The organism is Paenibacillus sp. P32E (assembly GCF_001909085.1).
GTDB lineage: Bacteria > Bacillota > Bacilli > Paenibacillales > Paenibacillaceae > Paenibacillus_AQ > Paenibacillus_AQ helianthi.
In genome coordinates this window covers 196,803-219,083 of the sequence record NZ_LVYY01000013.1, presented here as the reverse complement: position 1 = coordinate 219,083, position 22,281 = coordinate 196,803, and the positions used below count along the sequence as shown (strand labels likewise).

Sequence of the window (22,281 nt, the reverse complement as noted above, 5' to 3'; positions counted from 1 at the left end):
ATGGATAGGGTTTTGCCCAAAGTATAACATAACCGGAACTATAGAAATTAAAGCGTTTTCCTTAAAATTTATAGACGATTCGGGCCTGGTTCTACGCTCCGCAAATCATTTTAGGAACATCTAAGAATAGATCAATGTTAAGTGGCTATATGTCATGGACTTCGGTCAAGGCGCTTCACTATACTGTAAGGGATAAACCGCGAAGCCAAAAAATTGTAAGGGTGATGCTGTTATGAGCATAGTGCAAAATCATATGAAGCTTACAGTCTATACACGCAAACCTAACCAGGACTACACTGAGTCTCTCAGCAACAGCGTACATTTTGCCTGCTCGGATGAGAATAACGAATTTCAACCGTTGAACCGGAACTATGGCATACTGTTCGCTATGGCAACCGTCGATAAGAACAGCGTAATTCACGAAAAAGGGCTCAAAAACCCGTATTTGTTCCGTACGGCTGACGGCTCTTTCGGCATTGTCGCGGTAAGAGTTGATGCACTCGGAAATGATGACGAAGAAAGCAGAGGGCATATTCTTCTGTGGACATCCCCGGATCTGGTTACCTTTCATCATCATGGTTTGGTGCAGCTGCACAGTGAGCTGTTCGTCAAAGAAGCCGTTTGTGGGCTTAGCGGATCGGGTGAAGAATATGAAATTCGCTGGCAGGACAATGGAGGGAACTTTTATTTGAGCCGGTTGTCCGACCTTATGAAACCGGACCTTATTTCGCCGCCGGAGCAGGCGGAAGCCTTTTCGGTAGTACGGCCCGACAAGCCGCTGCCCGGAACGAATCCAGGAAATGCAATCTCGGTAGACAGCCGCACCGGCCGCTCGGTGCAGGCTTCCTGGACGCCGGTATACAATACTGAAATTCGCGTGCCGGACACTGTAAGCGTTACATCCGCAGATCAATTGAAAGCGGTTAAAGCCACGGCTGTCTATTCGGACGGCTCCACTGCAGACAAGCAGGTGGTGTGGGACGATGAAAGTATTGATTTTGCCGCGCCCGGAACGTATTCTGTGCAAGGCAAAGTGGTCACGCAAGAGTATCCATTCCCCTTGGTAACCGGCTATGCCGACCCGGTCATTCTGCCATGGCACAACAAGTATTATTTCCTGGCGACCAATGACAATGTAAATGATATCGGCATCTATGTCCGCGAGGCGGATACTCTATCCGGATTATTCGCTTCCGGACATAAAGAAACTGTCATTCTTGCTCTGAACGAGGAGAAGAACTTCATTCAGACCTTTTGGGCTCCCGAATTTCACATTATCGGCGGGGAATTGTACATTCTGTTTGCCGTAGGCGGCACAGTATGGGGTCCGCAGTGCCACATGATGAAGCTGAACAAGGGCGGTGACATCCTGAAGGCAGCGGATTGGAGTACACCGGTCCGTGTGAAGCGGGCGGACGGCGCTTATTTGGCGGAAGAGGGCATTACGCTGGATATGACTTACTTCAAGGCAGACGGTACTTCATGTCTGGTCTGGTCCTACCGCAAGGGCATCGGAACGCCGCTTGACACCGGCTCCATGCTCTATATTGCGACAATCAATGAAGATAACCCCACGGTATTGACCAGCGAGCCGGTGCTCCTCTCGCGTCCGTTGTTCGGCTGGGAGAATATTCAGGGGACTATCAACAATGAAGGTCCATATCCTCTTATTACGAAGGACATGGTGTATATCGCTTACTCCGGCGGGGCCGCGACGGGTTACACCTATGCCGTGGGGCTTTTAAGCATTCCGCAGGGAAGCAATTATTTGGACATCAACGCCTGGACCAAGGCAAGTACGCCTGCATTGTCTTATTATTCGACCGAAGGCATATATGGGCCGGGCCACAATTCTTTTTTCAGAGATTATGATGGCAATGTACTGATGCTATACCACGGAGAAGAACAACTGGTGAAGCATGGCACGAGATGCTCCGCTATGCACAGAGTCCATTTTAACCGTTCAGGCGTACCGGTATTGGATGTGGCTAAAGAAAGAGATGTGCACCCGGATTATGCCGGTTGCTCCATGCAAGTGATTGTGCACGCATAAACAGACATCAATATTAAATGACAAGGGTGAAATTGCAATGGCAAAAAAACAAGGATTCAATCCATATCTCCCGTCTTCAGAATATATCCCCGACGGCGAGCCGTATGTTTTTGAAGGCAGAGTATATGTGTATGGCTCGCATGACCGATTTAACGGACACGCTTTTTGCTTAAATGACTATGCCTGCTGGTCTGCGCCGGAGGATAATCTTGCGGACTGGCGGTATGAGGGTGTAATCTACCGGACTACAGATGATCCGCTTAATCCTGAAGGCAGCATGTGCCTGTATGCTCCCGATGTCACCGTGGGGCCGGACGGGCGGTACTATCTCTACTATGTGCTGGACAAAGTTCCCGTTGTTTCGGTGGCTGTCAGCGACAAGCCGGGCGGCAAGTATGAGTTCTACGGTTATGTCAGATACGCCGACGGAACACGCCTTGGAGAGCGGGAAGGCGACGAGCCGCAGTTTGACCCTGCTGTGCTGACCGAAGGGGGGAAAACCTACCTGTACACCGGATTCTGCGGGTATGGAGACCGTTCCAGACATGGCGCAATGGCAACGGTGCTTGGCCCGGATATGCTCACGATTGTTGAAGAGCCTGTATTTGTTGCGCCGAGCCAGCCATATAGCAAGGGGAGCGGATTCGAAGGTTACGAGTTCTTTGAAGCGCCTTCCATCCGCAAAAGGGGAGATATCTACTACCTCATCTATTCCTCGATCTCCATGCATGAGCTGTGCTATGCAACCAGCAAGCATCCGACCAAGGACTTCAAGTACCAGGGAGTCATTGTAAGCAATTGTGATCTTCATATCGATACGTACAAGCCGGCGAATATGCCGATGTATTACGGCGGCAATAACCACGGCAGCATTGCCCAAATTAAAGGTGAATGGTACATTTTTTATCACCGGCATACTAATGGGACCGCATTCTGCCGGCAGGGCTGTATTGAGCGGATTGAATTCCGCGGGGACGGCACTATTCCTCAGGTGGAAATTACATCCTGCGGCCCGAACGGAGGGCCGCTCGAAGGCCGGGGAGAATATCCGGCATATCTGGCCTGCCATTTGTTCTGCAAAGACCAGGAAATGTACACCGGAGGCTTCGGCCCGATGGGTGCGTGGATGGACAGCCGGTTTCCGAAGATTACCCAGGATGGCAGAGATGGCGACGAGGAAATCGGCTATATTGCCAATATGACGGATTCGGCTACCGCCGGATTTAAATATTTCGCGTGCAAGGGAGTCAACCGGGTCAAAATCATGGTGCGCGGGTATTGCCAGGGTGAGTTCGAAGTGAAGACGTCCTGGGACGGACCGGCACTGGGGCGGATACCGGTAGGTTTTACGAATGTCTGGAAGGAATACGCAACGGAAGTGGCTATTCCCGACGGTGTACAAGCACTGTATTTGACGTATACCGGCAATGGCGGCGCCAGTCTGGCTTCATTTACTTTGGAATAACCGGAAGCGAAATCTAAATATGCCTTGAAAAAGAAAGCAGCACTCGGAGATCCTCTGGTGCTGCTTTCTGTATGGCCCATATACCATGGCTAAAGACCGGAAGAATGACGGGTCTTGTATTCCGAAGGCGTCATATTCATATAAAATTTGAAGCATTTAGAAAAGTAGCTGACATGCTGATAGCCTGACTCCAGCGCGGCTTCCAATACATTGTACGATCCGCTGCGGAGTAGACTGGCCGCTTTGTTGATGCGGATATAGTTCAAATATTCCATCGGCCGCATTCCAGTCAGCGTTTTGAAAAAAGTACAGAAATGGGAGCGGCTAAGCGATACAACGGATGCAAGCTGATCCAGCTCCAGCTTCTCGCTTGAATGTGTCTCCATATAAGACAGTACTTGCTTGATCTGCCGGTTGTATTCTCGTCCGTGAAGGCTTCCTGACTCATTGCTGCTCTCTATCAGGCCGTACTGGTAAATATCTGCAATGAACTGCAGAAGGAGGCCCTTCAAGCTCATTTCGTAAGCGGTGGATTGGCGCTCATAGCGGCTCAGAACCTCCCGTACGCTAACGAGCAACTTAGAGTGGATTTCGTCTGCAGCAGATAACAGGGCGGGCAGCTTGGCAGTTCCCTGCAGGATGGGTTCAAAGAATAATTCCTGAACCCGGTCCGATTGCGGGGAAGACAGCCAAGATAATTTGAACACGATAGAATAATAGCAAGTGCCGTCAGAGGCAGAGCCAATCCCCGAATGGAGTTCTCCGGGATGAACGATCAGGCACTCTCCCTTCTGAAAGGCAAACTCCCGGTTTTCGATATGAAAGGTAGCCGTACCTTTTGCCAAATAGATTAATTCTATCTCATTATGCCAATGCACAGGAAGGATGGAATGAACGCTGGCCGGATGCTCCACTTGGTAGATATGAATCGGAAATTCGGGCTGGCCGTGCAGCTTGACCTCCCGGTAACGGTGTTCGTACATAATGCCTCCCACAAATCGAAATATTGTGTCAATATCTCGCAAATATGTGCTAGATATTCGGTTATCAACAATAATATCATTATACTATAGCGAAATCATAAGGAAGGGTAGGGATAAACTGTGAAACTGAAGCATGTGGATTCCGGTTCGGATGGCGTCAGGTTGGAGACTACAGAAGGAATCATGCATATCTCCTTTTGTACTCCGGGCATTGCCAGAATTCGGTATACCCTGGATTCGGAATTAAGCGGGAAACAGAGTCTTGTAGTAGTGAGCCGCCCAGAGGCGGAGGGCGTTCTCTGGACGGTTGCGGACCATCCCGGCTATCTGGAAATTTCGACTGCTCTCCTCACTATTCGGGTGGACAAATGGACCTGTGCATTCAGTTATTGGGATGCGAATGGGAGATTGTTGACGAGAGAACCATCCAGAGGCGGGAAAACGCTTGAAAGAACGGATGTATACCGTACACTCTTTGATGCTTCTGCGGATAAGGTTGAAACCGATCAGGGGGCGGATGGTCTTCGTGCAAGAGCGGAAGGAAGAAACCTCATGTTCGACAGACAAGCCTATCATACAAAGCTGGAATTCGAATGGCAGGAGGATGAGGCCCTGTATGGACTTGGCTCACATGAAGAGGGAATGATGAATCTTCGGGGCCAGCACCAGTATTTATATCAGCAAAATATGAAAGCGGTTGTTCCGGTCCTTGTATCCACGCGCGGTTACGGAATTCTGGTAGACTCTAATTCGTACATGACATTTCATGATGATGCATTCGGTTCATATCTCTGGACGGATGTGGATGAGGAGATGGATTATTATGTGATTTACGGCCCGGAATTCGATCAGATCATTGGCGGAATCCGGCATTTGACGGGGGAAGCGCCGATGCTTCCGAAATGGTCTTTCGGCTATGTGCAATCCAAGGAACGCTACGTTTCCCAGGAGGAATTGATTGCTACAGTTCAAGAATATCGTGACCGCTCGCTTCCCCTGGATTGCATCGTACTGGATTGGCAGTCATGGACGGGCAATTTGTGGGGACAAAAAACATTTGATCCGGAGCGTTTTCCGACCCCCTCCGAAATGATGGATAGCTTACACGCTCTGAACGCGAAGCTAATGGTATCTATATGGCCGATCATGGGGGCCGGCGGCGATAATCACCAGGAAATGAATGAACACGGCTTCCTGCTCGGCAATCAGGCCACATATGATGCTTTCCGGGAAGAAGCGCGGGAGTTGTACTGGAAGCAAGCCAATACCGGACTGTTCTCCCATGGGATTGACGCCTGGTGGTGCGACTGTACCGAGCCATTCGAGGCCGACTGGAAAGGCGAGGTGAAGCCGGAGCCCGAGCAGCGCATGCTGATTAACACGGCAGAATCCAAGCGTTATCTTGATCCGGGGGTTATTAATGCCTATTCGCTGCTGCATTCCAAGGGTATCTATGAAGGCCAGCGTGCTGCGACCGCTGACAAACGGGTCGTGAATCTGACACGTTCGGCTTACGCCGGGCAGCATCGTTACGGCACGATTACTTGGTCGGGAGATATAGCGGCCAACTGGGAAACGCTGAGGAAGCAGATTGCAGACGGCCTTAATTTTTGCGTGACAGGTTCCCCTTACTGGACACTGGATATCGGCGCATTCTTCGTTCACAATCACAAGGACCAATGGTTCTGGAACGGGGATTATGACGAAGGCGTTGCAGATCTGGGGTATCGTGAGCTGTATGTACGGTGGTTCCAACTAGGGGCCTTTCTGCCCATGTTCCGTTCCCATGGAACAGATACGCCAAGAGAGTTGTGGCGATTCGGCGAAGAGGGCGAGCTGATGTACGATACGCTGGTGAAGTATCTGAAGCTCCGCTACAAGCTGATGCCCTATATCTATTCTATGGCAGGGGCCGTCGCACATCGCAAATATACGATGTTTCGTGCGCTGGCTTTCGATTACCGGGAAGATGTGCGGGTCCATGATATTGCTGATCAGTTCATGTTCGGTCCGGCCTTTCTGGTTGCACCCGTCACAACTGCGATGTATTATGGTCCCGGCTCCCGCGAGCTTCAGGGGGTCGGCATGCAGCGCAGTGTCTACCTGCCGGACGGAGAATGGTACGATTACTGGAGCGATGAACGGATCAAGGGCGGCTTGATATTTGAAGCTACAGCCGATTTGGAGACGCTCCCTCTCTTTGTCCGCGCTGGCTCCATTATTCCGGTTGGCCCGGATGTCCAATATGCGGATGAACAGCCCGAAGCATTGATTGGCCTGAAGGTATATTCTGGCCTGGATGCTTCATTCACACTGTATGAAGATGAAGGGGATAACTATAATTACGAGAACGGTTCGTACGCCACGATAGAGATGAAGTGGAGTGAAGCGGACCGTACCCTAACGATCGGGAAGCGCAGCGGAAGCTATGCCGGTATGCCGGCGGTCAGACCATTTGCGGTAGAATTCACCGGGAATGCCGGAAGGTGCATCGTTACTTATCAAGGTGAACCTATAGCTGTCAGGGAAGTAGATTTGAAGCGGTGAATAAAGAACAAGGAGTGCTTCAGTGTGGCCTGCTGCCTTTCCGGTAAGCGGCGGGAGTCATGCCCGTATATTTTTTAAACGTGCGGTAAAAATGGGGCATGCTCTCAAAGCCGCAGGTCATGGCAATGTGCTCAATTTTGTCCTTGGACTGGAGCAAGCCATCCTTGACCGCAAAAATCCGTTTGGTCGAAATATAATCAGTCGCATTCATGCCCAGCCGCTGCTTGAAGACACGGCTGAAATGGGCCGGAGATACGGCCGCCCGTTTTGCCAGCGCGCTAAGCTCCAGCGGCCCGTTCAGATGGTCATTGATATAGGCAAGCGCTTCGCGAAACCAGTCCGGCACCAACGCGTTAGGGGCGTCCAGCCCGGCGGACTGCGGCAGGCAGTACCGGTTTAAGTGAAGCAGCATGAGATGGAGCTGCAGCGTCATAGCCTGGCCGCCGTCCGGATATTTCTGTTCCCATTCGCCGTGGATGGCATCAATATCGTTTTGCAATATTTTGGCGTGTTCAGGAGACAGATTGTATTTGTACTGCTTGTTCTTCTTGGCTGTATCAAACAGCTTCAGATAGGTGTATACCTCACTGAATGCGTGATTATGAACAAGATCCGGGCTGAAAAAAACGGCGGAGGACGTCACAGGCTCCTCTTTGTCGGGAAATCCCCGGTGCACTGTATTTCCGGGAACGACGATGACATCACCCTGGCGCATCTCGTAAAACGTCTGATCGATAAAAAACGTCCCTTTTCCCCGGTAGACGTAGACGATCTCGTACCAGTGATGCTGATGGTCGGGTAGCTCGCGCTGCTGGCTTTTCGTTTCCTTGTAGTCCAAAAGCAGAGACAACGGCAACTCGTTGTCAAAAACCTTACGGATCGGTTTCATTGAACTGCCTCCTTGTTTGAACTATAGATTCTTACAGTCATTATATCAAAATAAGGTATAAATTTGCTTGTTTAGGCTATTTTTATTCTTTTATCGGATGTTAGAATGAGATGAAAAGGAGGTGGGGTGATGCATATTGATGCTCATCAGCATTTTTGGAAGATAGACAGAAACGATTACGGATGGATTACACCCGAAATTCCGGTGCTTTTCCGGGACTATCTGCCCTCCGATCTTGAGCCGCATTTGCAAAAACACGGGATCAGCCACACGATTGTGGTACAGGCTGCGCCTACGGTGGAGGAAACCGAATTCATTCTTGAATTAAGTGAGAAAACCGATTCCATAGCTGGCGTGATTGGTTGGCTGGACCTTGAGAACGAGTCTTTCAAAGCGCAATACCGGCAATTCTGCGGGCATCCAAAATTCACGGGGATTCGCGTGATGATACAGGAGATGGACGATCCCGGCATTCTTTTATCTACCCCTTATGTAGAAGCGCTTTCATTCTTTGCGGAAGAGGGCCTTCCCGTCGACCTGCTTGTTCTGGCGGATCAGCTTCCGCAGCTTATAGAGCTGCTGGAACGGGTACCCGGACTCAGAGGCGTGATTGACCATTTGGCGAAGCCGCCGATTGCTTCGGGCAGTTTAGAACCATGGAGAAGCTATATGGCAGAAATTGCGCAGCATCCTGGTATTTACTGCAAGCTTTCCGGGATGGTGACAGAGGCTGATCCTCAGGGCTGGACGCAAAAGGATTTCACTGCCTATGTTCATGGAGTACTGGATCTGTTTGGACCCGAAAGGCTGATGTTCGGCAGCGATTGGCCCGTGTGTCTCATGGCTGCAACTTATGATGAGGTAATTGAGGGATTGCGGCAGGTTCTCCGGGAGCGGCTGTCGCCGCAAGAGATGGAGCCAATCTTCGGAGCGAATGCTGCAAGATTCTACAAAATAAAATGATAGTAACCATGGAGGTTCAATGCGATGAAATACAGAAAGCTGGGAAACACCGGGCTGGACGTTTCTGTGCTAAGTTACGGGGCGTCTTCGCTTGGAAGCGTATTCCGGGAAGTTCCGAAGGATGAGGGAATCCGCGCGGTCCATACCGCTATCGATATGGGGATTAATCTCATTGATGTATCTCCGTATTACGGGTTGACCAAAGCGGAGAAAGTGCTGGGCGAGGCACTGCAGACGGTTCCGCGGGACCGGTACATTATTAGCACGAAGGCCGGACGTTACGGTCAGGATGAATTTGATTTCTCCAAAAAACGGGTAATCCGCAGCGCGGAAGAAAGCATGCGCCGGCTGGGAACGGACTATCTGGATATTTTGCTGCTGCACGACATCGAATTCGGTTCAATGGAGCAGGTGATGGAAGAAGGAATTCCGGCTCTGGAGGAATTGAAGCAATCCGGGAAGATCCGCTTCTTCGGCGTGACTGGCCTGCCTTTGAATATCTTCGAAACGGTGTTGTCCCGTACAACGCTGGATGTGATCCTGTCATATTGCCATTATTCCCTGAACGATACCACGCTGCTCCGCCTCCTCCCAATACTGGAGCGGCAGGGAACCGGACTGATCAATGCATCGCCTATTTCCATGGGCCTGCTGAGTACCCGCCAGGTGCCTGACTGGCATCCGGCGAGCGGGGACATCCAGGCTGCTTGTAAGCGTGCCGCCGAATATTGCCGGGACAAGGGAGAAGACATTGCGAAGCTGGCAGTCCAGTTCTCTACAGCGAATGAACAGATTCCGACAACATTGGTAAGTACGGCGACACCGGCCAATATCCGCAACAATATTTTGTGGACAGAAGAGCCGATGAACGAACAATTGCTGGAGGAAGTGCTGGAAATTCTGAAGCCGGTTGCTGGGGCAACATGGCCGAGCGGCCGGCCGGAGTGGAACGAAGGACCAGATCAGAACGGGGAGCGATTATAATGAAGGGAATTATCTGCGAGGAAATCGGAAAATTCGTGTATAGGGAGGATCTGCCGGAGCCGCAGCTTCAGGCCGGCGAAGCGATTGTAAGGATTCGCCGAATCGGCATTTGCGGAACCGATCTGCATGCATATCGGGGGAATCAGCCTTATTTCACTTACCCGCGCGTGCTTGGGCATGAGCTGTCTGGAACGATTGAGCAAATCGGCGACAACCCGGAAGGGCTGCGGGTAGGCGATCAGGTCAGTGTCATTCCCTATCTTCATTGCGGTGAGTGTCGGTCCTGTCTGAGCGGCAAAACCAACTGCTGTCAGAATATGAGGGTGTTCGGCGTTCATTTGGACGGCGGGATGCGGGAGCGGGTAGCCTTGCCAGTACACAACCTATTGAAAACGGAAGGGCTGACGCTGGACCAGGCGGCGATGCTGGAGCCGCTGGCAATCGGTGCGCACGCCGTCCGTCGCTCGGGTCTTGGCACCGGCGATCAAGTGCTGGTGATCGGAGCCGGACCGATTGGGCTTGGAGTGATGGCGATGGCCAGATACGCCGGTGCGAAGGTGATAGGTATGGATGTAAACGACGAACGTTTGGACTTTTGCAGGGAATGGGTGCAGGTTGAGCATACGGTGAGCGCTCTACGGGAGCCGAAGGAGCAGTTGTCCAAGCTTACTGACGGCAATTTCCTGCCTTATGTCATCGATTCTACCGGCAACATCTCATCCATGGAAGGTGCTTTTGGGCTTGTCGGCCATGGAGGAACGCTCACCTATGTCGGATTGGTGAAAGGCACGATTACCTTCAGTGACCCCGATTTTCATGCCCGAGAAATGACGGTGCAGGGCAGCAGAAATGCCACCCGGGAGGACTTTGAGCGCGTGCTTGATGCCATCCGGGACGGATATATTGATGTCGGCAGCTACATTACCCACCGCAGCGGGTTCAAGGACATGATCGGCCAGTTCGAGGATTGGCTGAGGCCTGAATCTAAGGTAATCAAGGCACTAGTAGAGCTGGACTAAGCACAATACCGATATCGGTAAGTTCATATTATGCGGATTGAAGGAGCGTAACAATCATGACAAGCATGGAACATAAGCAGCAGTTATGGTACAGGCAACCGGCGCTGGAATGGAATGAGGCCTTGCCGATTGGAAACGGGCGGCTCGGTGCCATGATTTTTGGCGGTACAGCCGAGGAGAAGCTGCAGCTTAATGAGGATTCTGTATGGTACGGCGGTCCGAGAGACCGCAACAACGAAGATGCCCTGCCTCATTTGCCCGAAGTTCGCAGGCTGATTCTGGAGGGAAGGCTGCGGGAGGCTGAGGAATTGGCTGCCATGTCGATGGCAGGTCTTCCCGAAGCGCAGCGGCATTATTTGCCGCTGGGAGAGCTGCTACTGTCATTCGGCAGCCATGGACAGCCTGCCGAGGACTACAGAAGAGAGCTTGATTTGGAGAACGGCATATCCCGGATCAGTTACCGGATCGGTGAGGCTAGGTATACCCGCGAGATGTTTGCCAGCTTCCCGGACCAGATGATTGCCATCCGAATAACTACCGACTGTAAGGACGGGATTTCCTTAAAGGCGAGGTTTAACCGCCACGACTGGAGATACCTGGAGAAAACAGGGAAGTGGCAGAACAGCGGCCTGGCGATGAGCGGAGATTGCGGCGGCCATGGAGGCAGCTCCTTTGCTGCTGCCTTGAAGGCAGTCACAGAAGACGGCATCTGCCGGACCATTGGCGAGTATTTGCTTGTGGATGGGGCAAGCTCGGTCACGCTGCTGCTTGCCGCAGGAACCACATTCCGCTATCCCGATCCAGAGCTCTACGCCAAGAGACGGCTGGACGAGCTGATCCTGGTTCCTTATGAAGAGCTGAAGGCACGGCATATCGGAGATTACCGCGGACTGTATGGAAGGGTTGCACTGACGCTGCCGGAGAACCCGCACCAGAACGCACTGCCGACTGACGAGCGGCTGAACTGGTTTCAGAAGGGAGAAGAGGATAAGGGTCTGATAGCGACCTATTTCCAGTACGGCCGTTATTTGCTTATTTCCTCCAGCCGTCAAGGCTCTTTGCCCGCGAATTTGCAGGGAATCTGGAATGACAGCTTCACTCCGGCCTGGGACAGCAAATTCACGATCAATATCAATGCGCAAATGAATTATTGGCCTGCGGAGATCTGCAATCTGGCTGAATGTCATGAGCCGCTGTTTGATCTGATTGAGCGGATGCGGGAGCCAGGGAGGGTCACGGCCAGGGTCATGTACGGCTGCCAAGGGTTCACGGCGCATCACAATACGGATATCTGGGCAGACACAGCTCCGCAGGATACCTACCTTCCCGCTTCGTTCTGGCCGCTTGGTGCCGCGTGGCTGTGCCTGCATCTGTGGGAGCATTACAGCTTCAGCCAGGATCGTTATTTTCTGGTGCAGGCGTATGAGACGATGAAGGAGGCAGCCCAATTCCTGCTCGATTATTTGATGGAGGACGCCGAAGGCCGGCTGATTACCTGCCCGTCAGTATCCCCTGAGAATACCTATAAGCTGCCTAGCGGTGAGTCAGGAGTACTCTGTGCCGGGGCGTCGATGGATTTTCAGATTATAGATGCACTGTTTGGGGCCTGTATCCGAAGTGCGGAGATTATCGGCAGGGACGAAGCGTTCCGCGAGGAACTCGCCGCTGCTCTGGAGCGTCTGCCCAAACCGCAAATCGGGAAATACGGCCAGATTCAGGAGTGGATGGAGGATTATGAAGAGGTCGAACCGGGGCATCGCCACATCTCCCATCTGTTTGCATTATATCCCGGGGATACCTTCACCGTGGAGCATACGCCAGAGCTAGCCGAGGCCGCCCGGACGACGCTGGAGCGCAGGCTGGCCAGCGGCGGCGGCCACACCGGCTGGAGCCGGGCCTGGATCATCAACTTCTGGGCCAGACTGCAGGACGGGGGCAAAGCCTATGCGAACCTGCGCGCTCTGTTGGAGCATTCCACGCTGCCGAATCTGTTCGATAACCATCCGCCGTTCCAGATTGACGGCAATTTTGGAGGAGCGGCGGGGATAGCCGAGATGCTGCTGCAAAGCCATACCGGGAAAATCAAGCTGCTGCCGGCATTACCGCTAAGCTGGAGCGAAGGGAGCGTCAAGGGCCTGCGGGCGAGAGGCGGTTATACCCTCGATTTTACCTGGACGGAGGGCCTTATTACGGAAACTGTTGTGACTTGCACGGTATCCGGCCCTTGCTGCCTGGAAGCCCCCGGTTTGGACTGCATTTCGTTCACCGGAGAAGCTGGAAGCTCCTATACATTCACCCGGTAAGTAAACAAGCCAATCACCCGTGGGGTGATTCTATCTGTATAATAGTACTGTGCTGGCAGGGGTTGGCGTATTAACGCCAGCCCTATTTTGCTTGGAAGGGGCTTCACCTAAGAAAAATTATTTTTTGTAATTCAGCAGGGACAAGCCGTGTATTTTAGCAAGACTAAGGTGCATACCAATAGCAAGCGTTTTCATTTTATCGTATTTTTAGGGGGGAAGAACTATAGTTTATGAATTGGAAGCGCATTCTTGAAAGGTATAATTAAGTTGTCACCAGGTGATTGATAGCAAACAAAAAGTAACTAGCCAAAAAGGGGAGGCATAACAAAATGCATAAAACGGCAAAACGTTCCGCCCGGGCATTAGCAGCTGGTACATTCGCGCTTGCACTTGCACTGGCAGGCTGCAGCTCGAACAACGCGAACAACAGCGCGGCCAATGTTAACAGCAACACGGCCAAGGGGGGAACAACAGCAAGCCCAGCGGCAAATGGAGACGACAATGCTCCGGCAACATTCTCGGTATTTTTGGCCAGTCCCGGGCAGACGCCTACGGAGGACAACAAGATTCTCAAACTGATTAAAGAAAAAACCGGCGTCAGCTTCAAAACGGAGCTTCTGGTGGGCGACCTGCAGCAGAAGCTGGGGGTTATGATTGCCGGAGGAGACTACCCGGACATTATGTCGGGCGATGACAAATTACTCAATGCCAAGGCGTACATTCCGCTTGAAGATTTGATTGAGAAGTACGCTCCCAACCTGAAAAAGCATTATGCCGCGGTCTGGAATCAGATCAAGGATGAGACCGACGGACATATTTACGTTTTGCCAAGCTATGGTGTATATCAAGGTAAAATTACCGAACCGACTTACCAGGGACCAGGCTTCTGGCTTCAAAAGTCTGTGCTTGAGGAGATGGGATATCCGACTCCCAAGACTCTGGATGAGTATTTCGATATCATTGCCAAATATAAAGAAAAGCACCCGGATATGATCGGATTTGAATCGCTCAACTTCGACTGGCGTGTATTCCCGCTTCAGAACGCTCCTGAGCACTTGGCGGGCCATCCGAATGACGGGGGCGTTATTGTAGACAACAACAAAGCGCAGATTTTTGCCGATAAGGACATTTCCAAGACCTATTATAAGAAGCTTAATGAAATTAACGCTCAAGGTTTGATGGATAAAGAAGCTTTCGTACAAAACTACGACCAGTACCTGGCCAAAATCGCAAGCGGTAAGGTCATCGGTATGTTTGACCAGCACTGGAACTTCCAGGATGGAGAAACCTCTTTGATCTCTCAAGGCAAAAGAGAAAATACGTATATCGGCTTCCCTCTGCTCTATCCGGGCGCTGAGGAATGGTATCGTGACCGCGGAGCGGTCGGCACCAACCGCGGATTAGGTATTTCGATCAATGCCAAGGACCCTGTCCGGATTATCAAATTCTTGGATCAGATGATTACAGAAGATTGGCAGAAAACTCTCCAATGGGGAATCAAAGGCGAAGACTATGAAGTGAAGGAAGACGGCACGTTCTACCGGACGCCGGAAGAGCGGACGAACGCAGATCAAACAAGCTGGCAGTTGGCTAACAAAATCACGACTATGTTTGGTTATATGCCGAAAATTCAAGGTACCTACAGCGACGGGAATGCAGCTGATGCCGGAACTCAGCCGCAGGAATTCTTCGACAGTCTGAAACCTTCTGATCAGAAAATCCTGAAGGCGTATAACAAGAAAACATGGTCCGAATTCTTCAAGGAACCAAAAGAAAATAATATCTACTTCCCTGCTTACTCCATCGTTCTTAAGGACGGTTCGGCAGCCAAGCTTGCGCAGTCCAAACTGAATGACCTTCAAATTAAATATTTGCCGAAGGCTATTATGGCCAGTCCGGCTGAATTTGATGGGGTCTGGCAAGATTATGTCGACCACATTCATAAGCTGGACATCAAGGCTTATGAAGACCGCATAAATGAAGGAATCCAGTCGCGTATTAAAAACTGGAGTGTGAAGTAGTCGATTTTAAGACAAAGAATAGAGCGGGAAATCGTATTTCCCGCTCTTCATTAATCCGGATAGTATGGAGAGAATGATCTTACAGGAGGGGAACACTACATGTCTGATACCGTACTGGACAAACCGGTCAAAACCCAGAAGACCAGACAACGCAGAGTCGATCCGGAAATCGGTGTGAGTCTTAGCTGGAAGACGCTAAAAACGCAGAAGCAGCTTATTTTCATGTCCGTGCCGATTGCCATTTATTTAATTATCTTTAACTATGCTCCCATTTGGGGCTGGGTAATGGCCTTTCAGAACTACCGCCCGGCGCTATCCTTCGGCAAGCAAGAGTGGGTAGGCTTGCAGCAGTTCAATTTTCTATTTTCAGATGAGACCTTTATGATGGTGCTGCGCAACACGGTCGCCATGAGCTTTATTAACCTTGTGCTTGGTACTGTTACGGCAATCGGCTTGGCTTTGCTGCTAAATGAGATCAAAGTCAAGTTTTTCAAGCGTATCATTCAGTCTATTTCGTATTTGCCGCACTTCTTGTCCTGGGTTATCGCAGCGGGCATCGTTGCCACTTCGCTGTCGATTGATGACGGAATTGTCAATATCATCTTAATGAAGCTTCACTTCATTAAAGAACCGATTATGTGGCTCAGTGAAGGAAAATATTTCTGGGGCATTGTCGGGGCTTCGAACGTGTGGAAAGAGGTGGGCTGGGGTACCATCATTTATCTGGCAGCCATTACCTCGATCGATCCTTCTCTGTATGAGGCAGCGTCCATAGACGGCGCCAAGCGTTTTCAGAAGATGCGCTATGTCACTCTTCCTGGGATTAAAGCCACATTCGTTATCTTGCTCATTATGAACATCGGACATATTCTGGATGCCGGCTTTGAACTCCAATATTTGCTTGGTAACGGGCTTACTGTGGACTGGTCGCAAACCATTGATATCTTTGTAGTGAAGTATGGTATCTCTATGGGGAATTATTCTCTGGCTACGGCGGCAGGGATCTTCAAAACCATCGTCAGTGTCATTCTCGTATTCATCGCAAATTATATCGCAAAACGCCTCGGCGAAGAGCGATTAGTATAGAGGAGGAAGCCCATATGAAAGCTGTGACGAAAAGTTCAGGACGCATTGAGCCGATTGTCTTTCATACAATCAACACGATATTTATGCTCTTTGTGGTTGCCATCACGCTCTATCCATTCCTCCACACGCTGGCGGTTTCTTTAAATGACGGCAGTGACACTCTTGCCGGGGGAGTATATTTCTGGCCCCGTGCCTGGACCTTAGAGAACTACAGAGCCGTCTTTATCACAGGGACGATCTATCATGCCGCTTTTATCTCCGTGTCCCGCACGCTGCTCTCGACAGTATTAGGCGTTTTTCTGACTACGATGCTAGCGTATACACTGGCGCAGAAGCAATACATTTTCCGTAAAAAAATAAGTATGCTGTTCATCCTGACCATGTATTTCAATGCCGGACTGATTCCGAATTACTTCCTTATTAAAGAGTTAGGCCTACTTCATAGCTTTATGGTCTATATTCTTCCAAGCATGGTCAGCGCGTTCAACCTGATTATCCTCCGGACGTATATCCGGTCCCTTCCAGGCAGCCTCACAGAGTCGGCGAAAATCGACGGGGCGGGAGAATTCAGAATCTTCTGGAAAATCATCTTCCCGCTGTGTACTCCCGTGCTGGCAACCGTAGCTTTATTCATCGCCGTAGGCGCATGGAACTCATGGTTTGACACGTTCCTGTACGCATCATCGGATATCAAACTGAGTACACTGCAATATGAAATGATGAAGCTGCTCGGTTCCACCATGAGCACGAACAACGATCCTTCTGCGCTGGCAGGCAATCAGCACAATCAGATGCAGGCCCTGGTGACACCGGCTTCCATCCGTGCAGCCATCACAATTGTTACGGCAGTGCCGATTTTGTTCGTTTACCCTTTTTTGCAGAAGTACTTCGTGGTAGGATTAAATTTGGGTAGTGTTAAAGAATAAATGGATAATAATTATTTAAATGGTTAATATAAGGGATTATACCGTTTCGGCAGCAGCCGAAGCGGTTTCTCCTGTTCCACAAGGCTTAGCTTTCTGTAATCAAAAAAATTAGAAATAAAGAGGGTGATGCCAATGCTTAAGGTGCTGTTTGCCGACGATGAGCCGCTGATGCTTGAAGGATTGCGACTACTGGTCGACTGGGAGGAACTGGACTTTGAAGTGTGCGGCGAGGCCCTGGATGGCGAAGATGCGCTGCAGCTTATTCATAGCACACGGCCTGATTTGGTCATAACCGATGTACGTATGCCTGTGATCGATGGCCTTGAACTCATTAAGATATTTGCTGAAAGCGATTTCCAACCGAAGTTCATCATCTTTAGCGGTTATGCTGACTTTGAGTATGCCAAGGAAGCCCTTAGATACGGTGTGTCCAATTATTTGACCAAACCCTTGGATGAAATAGAATTGACAGAGGCACTGCAGACTGTAGCCGAACAAATACGCACGGAGCGTAAGCTTGCTTCACGACAGGAATTGGTTTCCGCCTTTATACAGGCGGAAACCATATCCCGTCTTCTCATGCGGGAGAACACTGCAGAAGAAGCGGAAGAGGCATTTAAGGCGCTGGATATATACCCCGGCTCCCGGATATGCTGTGTATTGGCCCAGGGGGTTTCGCTCGACAGCTCACAGTTGCGAAGACAAGTCTATTCCATGAGCCTCAAGGAAACGTTCCGCAATATAATCGCGTACCCTTTTTTGGCTGGAAGCCATAAACATGGCTATTTGCTGGTTTCTCCGCCGGAAGGCCCGGAGCTTGACCCGGTGATGCTGGCAAGCTGGATCAATGAAATGCGGACTGAGTATAGCGGTCTGGTTCTTTTCTCGGCAAGCCTTGAGCATCGCGGTACCGCATTTCTGAATGCTGCGTATCATGAAGCGCTCGCAGCTGAACTATACCGACCGGATTTGAACACCCGCGAAATTGGTTTCTTCCAGGAGCAGGACAAGGATCAAATGGCACTGCTTCCGGCGGGGCTGAAGAAATCGCTGCTCCAATCGGTTACCGAAGGGAAGCTTGACCCATTAAGCTCCCAACTGAGCGATGTCTTTAAAATTTTCTCGGCGGATAGTACTTCAAGTGCATGGATCGATGCCTTCTTGAGCAACATCAAAGCTGAACTGCTCCGTGAAATCGATGTAAGGGGAGGAGACTCGGCAAGTTGGGCGGATAAATGGTTTCCACCCCGGGTAACCGCTTGCTGTTTGCCGCTGCTTGAGCAGCAGACGAAGGAGGATCTGTACGAGGTTGCCGAATGGTTCGCCTCAGTGGACAACCATCAGGAGGACCTGCTCGTTACAGCGGCGATCGACTATGTCCGGGAGCACTATCAGAAGAAGCTGAAGCTGCAGGACATTGCGAAGCATTTACATGTGAATTCTGCCTATCTGGGACAACGGATCAAGAAACGTTATGGCATCTCTTTTAACGAATTTCTTCATGAATACCGGATTGAAAAAGCCAAGAAACTGCTGCGCCGGACGGATATGTGCATTTCGGATATCTCGGAGCGTGTGGGATATTCGGATGCGGATTTGTTCGCTGCCAAGTTTAAATCGCTGAATGGTGTCTCACCTTCGGTGTACAAGAAGGGCTAATTCAAGGGAGAGGAGGAGGGGAGCAGCATGAAGGGCAAAAGGAAACCATCAGCCATCGTCAATGATATCCCGCTCAAATACAAATTTCTGTTTATCTATTTGCTATGCGTTCTTGTCCCTATACTCAGTATTAACGCCCTCTTCTATGTCCAGATCAGCCGTAATGTGGATGCCCGTGAAAGAGAGAACCTTGAGATTTCCGTAGACCGGGTGGTCTATGATTTTATGCAAATTGTGAATGAATGTGTGGCGATAAGCAACACGGTTGCAGCAGACCGTGCCTACAATGAAATCATGGATTATACCTATCCCGATAACGAGGCTTATTATGATGCCTACAACAGTGTTCTGAGGGATAAGATGTGGCAATATAACAACCTGCATTCCTATATTTATTGGATGGGCGTCTATACTACCAATCCGACGATTCAGAACGGCGGCAGTTACTTTATTCTGTCAGACAACGATAAGAAGAGTGAATGGTACCGTAAAATAACCAGTGGCTCGGACAAGGTGCTATTAACCTCTTATCAGGGGACTAACCCGCTCAATCCGCCTCAGCAGGAAGTGTTTGTCAGCCTTATCCGCAAGTTGGATAACTTTACCGGACAGCCCTACCGTAAGTATCTGCGAATCGATCTGAGGTTGAACAATGTGCAAGAGCTGTTCAAGAAGGAACACGACTATTTGCAGTTCAAGCTCCTGGATGAGAAGAACCGTGTGGTGCTGGAATCGGATCATTCCTATTATTCCATGGATAAAAACGTTTTATTAAACATGGATACGGATGACAGTCAATCGTCCAAGCAGATTGTCCGTACTTTGGGCAATGCGGGATATACGAAAGGCTGGAGGCTGATCGGAACTCCGGAAGGCAGAGTGGTCAATCATGAGATGAGCCGTGCGCTACGGCTTTCGCTGATTTTTGCTGTGCTGACCGTAATTATTCCAACTCTGCTGATCATTGTGATTATACGATCCTATAATCTGAGGGTGAGATTGCTCTACAGACATATGAAGCTTGTCAAATATGAACAGTTCGAGAGCATTGATATGTATGAGGGAAAGGACGAAATCGGCGGTCTCATCCGCAGCTTCAATCTGATGACGGAGAAAATCCGCAATCTGATTAATGATGTGTACAAGCTGGAAATTCAGAAAAAGGACCTCGAGCTGGAGCAGGTAAGAGCTGAGTTGAACTATCTGGAAAGTCAGGTGGACCCGCATTTCCTTTTTAATACGCTGAACGCCATACTGGTCATTTGTAAGAAATACAAGTATGAAGAGGTCACCGATGTGATCCGGAATCTGGCCCTTATTATGCGCAGGCTGCTGAGCTGGAAGGACGATCTGATTACCGTCGGGGAAGAAATATCTTTTATTGAAATGTATCTGCAGATTGAAAAATTCCGCTTTCAGAGCCGGTTCACGTACGACATTGATATCGACCCTTCTGTACTGAATTGCCGGATTCCCAAAATGAGCGTCCAGGCACTGGTGGAGAATTCCTGCAAGCATGGTCTGCAATCGGTCAAAGGTGCAAGGAAGATTCACGTGTCTGCTTCCATGAACGACGCATCTTTAATCATTGTTGTGACTGACAACGGAAAGGGAATCGGCAACGAGAAGCTGGAATGGATCAAGTCCCACCTGCAATCAGACCAGGACTCCGGACAAAATGTCGGGCTCCGAAATGTCTATAGACGCCTGATGATGTATTATGACAGCCGCGCCGGCTTTACCATTGAGAGTACCGAGTATGAACAGACGTCGATCACAATTCAAATCCCCATAGACTTGGCATTAGACCCAAAAGTGGAGGAATCCCATGTTTAAAGTGGTTTTAGCGGATGATGAAACGATTGCATTAGAGGGATTAAGAACGTTGACCGATTGGGAGGAGCTGGGCTTTGAAATCTGCGGCGCATGTGAGAACGGGGAAGAAGCGTTAAGCATGGTGGAGGAGTGTTCGCCAGATCTTGTGATTACAGATATCCGCATGCCCGGCATCGATGGATTAGAGCTAATCAAGCAAGTACGCGATTTGGACATAGAGCAGCCCATTTTTATCGTCCTCAGCGGTTACGGCGAGTTCGAATACGCACGGACAGCACTCCGTTATGGGGTGAGACACTATTTGCTGAAGCCTGTCATTGATGCGGAATGGGAGAAGGCGCTTGCTGACATTACGGATGAGCTGGAAATGCGTGCCAAGCACAAGATGCAGCAGGACATGCTGGCGAGCCGGCTTCTTCCCGTTGCGATCGCCCGTATGCTCGAAGGACAGTGGACGGAGCCGGAAGAGGAGATTGCCGAACTCATGGATCGTCTGGACGAGGCGGTTTCGGGTTGGACTTATATACATGTGAATGGCCCCAAATGCAATATCACGGAAATCTGCCGGAAGTTCGCTGGGGTGGTGGGTGCCTTGTTCATTGATTTGCCCGGCGATCAGGCGGGGCTTGTTGTGGAGAGCTCGGCGCGGGCAGCGGAGCTGGCTAGGCGGGTATATACCGAATTGTCTAGGAACAGTGTAAAGGGATATGTGAGCATCGGGCCGAATGTGCAGTCACTACGGGAGCTGCCCGTAGCCTATATGCTGGCTGCTGGGGCTGCCGCCCGCCATCTTTTCTATTCGGAAGCCAGCGGCCCCATTGATGCAACCATGGATGCCCGGAGCCAGCTTAGCTATCGTCTGCCTTCCGCAGATCTGACAGAGGAACTGATGGGCGCAGTTGAACGATTGCAGGAGCAGAAGGCTTGGGACCAATTGAAGGAAATGTTCAGTATGTTTGAACGGAATAGAACTGCGCCTGAGGTTGTACAGATGACCAGCATCGATATCATGCTGAAAAGTATGGAGCTGGTGAAGGAGTTCGGCGGGAAGGCTGAGCAATGGAGTGATTCTTTTGAGTTTTTTAGAACCAAGCCCAAGTCGCTCGCAGTGCTGGAAGACATCCTTAGGCAATTGTTGAATTCATGTATGGAATATATCAAGCAGCATAAGGAGCGCGGATCCGAACATCCGCTGATACAGGTGGAATACTTTTTGAAGGACAATTATTCCAAACCATTGACTGTAAAAGAGATCGCAGAGCACTTTTATATCAATCCGGTATACCTGGGCCAGGCGTTTATTAAAAAGAATAATATCAGCATCCTTGAATATATTCATAATTTGCGCATCGAACAAGCCAAGAAGCGGCTAATTGAAACGGGCGAGACCGTCAGGAAGATTGCAGAGAATGTGGGTTATGTTCATTACCATCATTTTTTAAGAGAGTTTGAAAAGCGGACCGCACTGAAACCAGTCGCTTACCGCAACCAGGCTGAAGCTGAAAAAGGATGAGTATGCTTCTTTAATTTGGTAATGGTAAACGCAT

General features: G+C 50.3%; 15 protein-coding genes. 13 read left to right on the top strand and 2 right to left on the bottom strand.

Annotation, left to right across the window (positions count from 1 at the left end):
- Positions 1–232: 232 nt before the first annotated feature.
- Both A3848_RS14030 and A3848_RS14025 read left to right on the top strand, forming a co-directional pair.
- Positions 233–2,053, top strand: a complete 1,821-nt coding sequence (locus A3848_RS14030) for a family 43 glycosylhydrolase (RefSeq protein ID WP_074085560.1) — start codon at positions 233–235, stop codon at positions 2,051–2,053.
- Positions 2,054–2,090: 37 nt separating this feature from the next.
- Positions 2,091–3,518 carry a family 43 glycosylhydrolase gene (locus A3848_RS14025; protein ID WP_074085559.1) on the top strand — a complete coding sequence of 476 codons (1,428 nt, stop codon included), beginning with the start codon at positions 2,091–2,093 and terminating at the stop codon, positions 3,516–3,518.
- A gap of 89 nt (positions 3,519–3,607) precedes the next feature.
- On the opposite strand, the gene A3848_RS14020 is transcribed toward A3848_RS14025, so the two are convergent.
- The gene (locus tag A3848_RS14020) at positions 3,608–4,501 is read right to left on the bottom strand and encodes an AraC family transcriptional regulator (RefSeq protein ID WP_074085558.1); all 894 of its coding nucleotides are present in this window, start codon (positions 4,499–4,501) and stop codon (positions 3,608–3,610) included.
- A 120-nt stretch (positions 4,502–4,621) separates the two neighbouring features.
- On the opposite strand from A3848_RS14020, the gene A3848_RS14015 reads away from it, so the two are divergent.
- On the top strand, positions 4,622–7,048 hold the full coding sequence (locus A3848_RS14015; protein WP_074085557.1) for a glycoside hydrolase family 31 protein: 2,427 nt from the start codon (positions 4,622–4,624) through the stop codon (positions 7,046–7,048).
- A 19-nt stretch (positions 7,049–7,067) separates the two neighbouring features.
- Here A3848_RS14015 and A3848_RS14010 read toward each other — a convergent pair whose 3' ends face one another.
- Complete coding sequence (locus A3848_RS14010; RefSeq protein WP_074085556.1) at positions 7,068–7,937, bottom strand: AraC family transcriptional regulator; 870 nt, start codon at positions 7,935–7,937, stop codon at positions 7,068–7,070.
- Between the two features lie 129 nt (positions 7,938–8,066).
- Between A3848_RS14010 and A3848_RS14005 the strand changes: the two genes are divergently transcribed.
- The 10 genes from A3848_RS14005 to A3848_RS13960 all read left to right on the top strand — a co-directional run bounded on the left by A3848_RS14005 (position 8,067) and on the right by A3848_RS13960 (position 22,247).
- On the top strand, positions 8,067–8,900 hold the full coding sequence (locus A3848_RS14005; protein ID WP_074085555.1) for an amidohydrolase family protein: 834 nt from the start codon (positions 8,067–8,069) through the stop codon (positions 8,898–8,900).
- Between the two features lie 24 nt (positions 8,901–8,924).
- Positions 8,925–9,884: an aldo/keto reductase gene (locus tag A3848_RS14000; protein WP_074085554.1), complete on the top strand. Its 960-nt coding sequence runs from the start codon at positions 8,925–8,927 to the stop codon at positions 9,882–9,884.
- Positions 9,884–10,903 carry a zinc-binding alcohol dehydrogenase family protein gene (locus A3848_RS13995; RefSeq protein WP_074085553.1) on the top strand — a complete coding sequence of 340 codons (1,020 nt, stop codon included), beginning with the start codon at positions 9,884–9,886 and terminating at the stop codon, positions 10,901–10,903. The genes A3848_RS14000 and A3848_RS13995 overlap by 1 nt, the downstream gene beginning before the upstream one ends.
- 56 nt (positions 10,904–10,959) lie before the next feature.
- Positions 10,960–13,206 (top strand): glycoside hydrolase family 95 protein, encoded by a 2,247-nt coding sequence (locus A3848_RS13990; protein ID WP_074085552.1) that lies wholly within the window; start codon positions 10,960–10,962, stop codon positions 13,204–13,206.
- Positions 13,207–13,535: 329 nt separating this feature from the next.
- Entirely contained in the window at positions 13,536–15,227 is a 1,692-nt protein-coding gene (locus A3848_RS13985; RefSeq protein WP_074085551.1) for a type 2 periplasmic-binding domain-containing protein, read from the top strand.
- A 99-nt stretch (positions 15,228–15,326) separates the two neighbouring features.
- Entirely contained in the window at positions 15,327–16,313 is a 987-nt protein-coding gene (locus A3848_RS13980) for an ABC transporter permease (RefSeq protein ID WP_074085550.1), read from the top strand.
- Between the two features lie 14 nt (positions 16,314–16,327).
- Positions 16,328–17,239: a carbohydrate ABC transporter permease gene (locus A3848_RS13975; protein ID WP_074085549.1), complete on the top strand. Its 912-nt coding sequence runs from the start codon at positions 16,328–16,330 to the stop codon at positions 17,237–17,239.
- Positions 17,240–17,371: 132 nt separating this feature from the next.
- Positions 17,372–18,898 (top strand): response regulator transcription factor, encoded by a 1,527-nt coding sequence (locus A3848_RS13970; protein ID WP_074085548.1) that lies wholly within the window; start codon positions 17,372–17,374, stop codon positions 18,896–18,898.
- Between the two features lie 27 nt (positions 18,899–18,925).
- Positions 18,926–20,734, top strand: coding sequence for a sensor histidine kinase (locus A3848_RS13965; protein ID WP_074085547.1), 1,809 nt, complete (start codon positions 18,926–18,928; stop codon positions 20,732–20,734).
- On the top strand, positions 20,727–22,247 hold the full coding sequence (locus tag A3848_RS13960; protein ID WP_074085546.1) for a response regulator: 1,521 nt from the start codon (positions 20,727–20,729) through the stop codon (positions 22,245–22,247). Before A3848_RS13965 ends, A3848_RS13960 begins: the two co-directional genes overlap by 8 nt.
- Positions 22,248–22,281 lie beyond the last annotated feature (34 nt).

What these genes read in the sequence shown, in the direction of transcription:
- A3848_RS14025 (WP_074085559.1), top strand. Translation starts at nt 2,091, where the DNA reads ATGGCAAAAAAACAAGGATTCAATCCATATCTCCCGTCTTCAGAATAT.
- A3848_RS13980 (WP_074085550.1), top strand. Translation starts at nt 15,327, where the DNA reads ATGTCTGATACCGTACTGGACAAACCGGTCAAAACCCAGAAGACCAGA.
- A3848_RS14020 (WP_074085558.1), bottom strand. Translation starts at nt 4,501, where the DNA reads ATGTACGAACACCGTTACCGGGAGGTCAAGCTGCACGGCCAGCCCGAA.
- A3848_RS13975 (WP_074085549.1), top strand. Translation starts at nt 16,328, where the DNA reads ATGAAAGCTGTGACGAAAAGTTCAGGACGCATTGAGCCGATTGTCTTT.
- A3848_RS14010 (WP_074085556.1), bottom strand. Translation starts at nt 7,937, where the DNA reads ATGAAACCGATCCGTAAGGTTTTTGACAACGAGTTGCCGTTGTCTCTG.
- A3848_RS14000 (WP_074085554.1), top strand. Translation starts at nt 8,925, where the DNA reads ATGAAATACAGAAAGCTGGGAAACACCGGGCTGGACGTTTCTGTGCTA.
- A3848_RS13960 (WP_074085546.1), top strand. Translation starts at nt 20,727, where the DNA reads ATGTTTAAAGTGGTTTTAGCGGATGATGAAACGATTGCATTAGAGGGA.
- A3848_RS14030 (WP_074085560.1), top strand. Translation starts at nt 233, where the DNA reads ATGAGCATAGTGCAAAATCATATGAAGCTTACAGTCTATACACGCAAA.
- A3848_RS13995 (WP_074085553.1), top strand. Translation starts at nt 9,884, where the DNA reads ATGAAGGGAATTATCTGCGAGGAAATCGGAAAATTCGTGTATAGGGAG.
- A3848_RS13985 (WP_074085551.1), top strand. Translation starts at nt 13,536, where the DNA reads ATGCATAAAACGGCAAAACGTTCCGCCCGGGCATTAGCAGCTGGTACA.
- A3848_RS13970 (WP_074085548.1), top strand. Translation starts at nt 17,372, where the DNA reads ATGCTTAAGGTGCTGTTTGCCGACGATGAGCCGCTGATGCTTGAAGGA.
- A3848_RS13965 (WP_074085547.1), top strand. Translation starts at nt 18,926, where the DNA reads ATGAAGGGCAAAAGGAAACCATCAGCCATCGTCAATGATATCCCGCTC.
- A3848_RS14005 (WP_074085555.1), top strand. Translation starts at nt 8,067, where the DNA reads ATGCATATTGATGCTCATCAGCATTTTTGGAAGATAGACAGAAACGAT.
- A3848_RS13990 (WP_074085552.1), top strand. Translation starts at nt 10,960, where the DNA reads ATGACAAGCATGGAACATAAGCAGCAGTTATGGTACAGGCAACCGGCG.